Raw genomic sequence first — 3,019 nt, 5'->3', positions numbered from 1 at the left:
GGACTCCGCTTTGTTTCTTATCGATTCATAAAACTCATCCACTTCGATGACAATATGAATAAAATCAGAATATCTCACGATGATGACAGCCAAATCATTGCCTTCATACGAAATGATTCGTTGTTCTATTTGTTGAGGAATTGGCATCCCGACTCTACAGTAAAATCCATTTGGCTTTCTTTGCACAGAACAAGTTATCAATTCGTCGATCCCAGAGACTCCTAAAACGATTTCTGCCAAATCATTTGGCTCCATGGCTTTTTCAGAGGCAATGAAAGCCGCTAAGGCCATGCATGCATTTCCACAAAACTCGCCACCAGCCATTTGCAAATGAGCTGAAGCCTTGCTATTAACAGGCGTTTCAATAAATCCAACTTGTTCCGCATACACACTATCGTAGGACATAAGTTTTGAAGCAATGTGTTTATACTCATCCATTATGTGATTCGATTTGACTAAAATCGTCATGTTTTGGGTTGGACTGCACTTAATGAAATCCACAATCTGTTTCCCCACATTTATCCTCCTCTGAACGTGAGTTAATTGGGAGAGATCTCCTTTAAAGCTTGAATGACATCATCCTTTGAAAAATTTTCACCGATAAAAACCGCAACATTCTGAACCGCTGCTTTGGGTTTAATTCTAAGATTCATGAATTCAAGTTCACGGTACGCATACTGAAACAAATGATTCTTTATTGAAATTCCGTCTGTGGTTTGTAAGATGCCTTTTGCTCGATATACTTGTTCAGCATCCGTGACCGCTTCTATAATTTCCATCGGGTTAGCTATCCCGGTGGATTCAATGTAGTTTTGCCGCTTCCAAGGAATCCGGAGAAAATATGAATAGGAACTGATTGTATGATTTGGTTTACCTCCCTCACTTAAACTACTGTGCTTCTACCCAAAAAAATAATATGTAATTTTTACGATTAATAAACAATTAAAATTTATTCATGATCACTCGTGCATTATGTTGCATGCCGTGCAGTATCCATACACATCCAATTTATGACTAATTGGTTGAAACCGATTGGTCACTATTGGAAGGTTGAAACGTTCCGTTTGAGCATCAATAGGAATTGTTTGCTCACAGTCGACACAAATCAGATGATACTTGGGATAATCTCGATCTATCAATCGAAAACGCACCTCTTCACCGAGGACAAATGACTCAATAATCATCAACTCAATAAAGAGCTTGATATTTTGATACACGGTTCCATAACTTAGTCCGTTAAATCCCTTTGCCATGTTGCGGTAAATATCTATTGCGGATAACGGCTTAGCGGTTTTTAAAATAAGTTCAATCATGGCTTTACGTTGTTCCGTTAACCTGATACCTTTGCTAGATAATTTGCTGAATTGAACGATCAATTCTTGCTCTTCCGGTAGGGTATGTTGTCTCTTCATGGGTAACGTTTCTCCTTCCGCTTTATGATGTGACCGAAACGTTATACCTGAATTGCTTCTCTTAGCATCCTTGGATTATATGCTTCGTAGGCATTAAGAAGTTTCTCGTAACTCATCTTACTGTCCTCAATAATCGTTCTACGTTTAGCTTTAAGAATAATTTGCTCGATATCGGCAAAGCTGCTTCCGTGGAACAAGTCTTTGGCTTGTGCAATGATTTTCACATCTTCACTAGAATCTCCTAGTAAATTTCTCAAGAAAACGATTAACTCCTCGGTTCCCGGCAGCTGATAATTCATCCGTGTATCGAATCGACGCCATACAGCAGTAACCAATTCCTCTTCCAAATTCGTTGCTGCGATAAAAGTACTGTTTCCATGAAATTCATCCAAGCATTGAAGCAGCGTGTTGACGACTCTTGCCATTTCTTTCACTTCATCAATCGAGTCTCTTGCCCGAGCGATGGCATCAAATTCATCCAGAAATAGCACACAAGGCGCAAGCTTTGCAAAATCAAAAATTTTGCGAATATTCGTTCCCGTTTCACCCAGATGACTGTGAATAATTGCATCCAAACGGACAACTATAAGCGGGAGCTCCAAACATGGTCAGATAGGCATACAAAGAATGATCCTCCGGCTCGTCAAGAATGCTTACTCCTACACATGAGCGGCGGTTCCAATGCGTATCCAAGTGATGACTCAAAATGATTTCTTTATCCTCATAGACGTCCAATTTCATTAACATGCGTCCCCTTTCTTAGTTAGGCTTAAGAAAATCCGGACAAACAAGCCCGGATCTTTGTGGGAATTTTAACGCGTTTCACGGTGTAACGTGTGACGCTTTAAACGCGGACAATACTTTTTTAATTCAAGCCTAGAAGGGTTATTTCTCTTATTCTTCGTTGTTGTGTAGTTCCTGTCACCTGTTTCCGTGCACGCCAAAGTAACCACGACTCTCATGCTTTTCACCTCCTATTGTATTTTCATCTGGTTGCTATTGCGGCAAAGGATAGGCTTCCTCTAATTCCATGATTGCATTCGGCAATTCGTCATTTAACAGGTTCCAGTCTCCAAGCATTTCATTCTCCGTTAATAAGCAGTCATCCAAGGATGCGATGATTTCAGCCCGGTCCATGTCCATGCCGATGAATACGACTTTATTGACACGATCTCCATAAATGGCGTCCCAATGCTTAATTTGGCCTGCATCTTCTTCAAGAACAGCTTCTCTGTCTGCATCGGGAAGCGCAGATACCCAATACCCCGCAGGCCCAAAGCGAATAGATGGTCCTGCCTGGCTTAGATTTTGYGCATAATCATTTCGGCTAGCTAGCCACATGATCCCTTTGGCTCTGACAATCTCCGCAGGCCAGTCCTCCATCCATCTCATCAACCGCGAAGGCTCGAAGGGACGAACTCTTTCATACACGAAGGAGGATATGCCATATTCCTCTGTTTCTGGTGTATGTGCGTCATTTTCCATTTCTTTTATCCATCCGGCAGATGTACTAGCCTCATCGAAATTGAAAAGATGCGTATTAAGAATTTCCGCAGTCGCCACCTGGCCAAATACGGAACGAATGAATTTGGCTCTTGGTTGCAGCT

General features: G+C 41.4%; 6 protein-coding genes. All 6 read right to left on the bottom strand.

The window, feature by feature from the left end:
* Positions 1–516: histidine racemase CntK family protein (locus AC1DUA_RS31655; RefSeq protein ID WP_477503521.1), on the bottom strand; the 516-nt coding region annotated here is incomplete at its 3' end.
* A gap of 23 nt (positions 517–539) precedes the next feature.
* A complete protein-coding gene (locus AC1DUA_RS31650; protein ID WP_477503520.1) occupies positions 540–779 on the bottom strand; it encodes a CobW C-terminal domain-containing protein in 240 nt (79 codons plus the stop codon).
* Positions 780–959: 180 nt separating this feature from the next.
* Entirely contained in the window at positions 960–1,412 is a 453-nt protein-coding gene (locus AC1DUA_RS31645; RefSeq protein ID WP_477503519.1) for a Fur family transcriptional regulator, read from the bottom strand.
* A gap of 41 nt (positions 1,413–1,453) precedes the next feature.
* Positions 1,454–1,987: an AAA family ATPase gene (locus tag AC1DUA_RS31640; RefSeq protein ID WP_477503518.1), complete on the bottom strand. Its 534-nt coding sequence runs from the start codon at positions 1,985–1,987 to the stop codon at positions 1,454–1,456.
* Positions 1,988–2,224: 237 nt separating this feature from the next.
* Complete coding sequence (gene rpmG, locus AC1DUA_RS31635) at positions 2,225–2,374, bottom strand: 50S ribosomal protein L33 (RefSeq protein WP_477503517.1); 150 nt, start codon at positions 2,372–2,374, stop codon at positions 2,225–2,227.
* A 34-nt stretch (positions 2,375–2,408) separates the two neighbouring features.
* Positions 2,409–3,019: CobW family GTP-binding protein (locus AC1DUA_RS31630; protein ID WP_477503516.1), on the bottom strand; the 611-nt coding region annotated here is incomplete at its 5' end.

It is taken from the genome of Paenibacillus sp. 01T422 (genome assembly GCF_056398785.1).
The sequence above is the reverse complement of the archived record's forward strand: the minus strand, read 5'-3'. Positions and strand labels throughout refer to the sequence as shown.

Excerpts from the sequence above, each read along its gene's own strand:
- AC1DUA_RS31650 (WP_477503520.1), bottom strand. The coding sequence starts at position 779 with ATGGAAATTATAGAAGCGGTCACGGATGCTGAACAAGTATATCGAGCA.
- AC1DUA_RS31645 (WP_477503519.1), bottom strand. The coding sequence starts at position 1,412 with ATGAAGAGACAACATACCCTACCGGAAGAGCAAGAATTGATCGTTCAA.
- rpmG (WP_477503517.1), bottom strand. The coding sequence starts at position 2,374 with ATGAGAGTCGTGGTTACTTTGGCGTGCACGGAAACAGGTGACAGGAAC.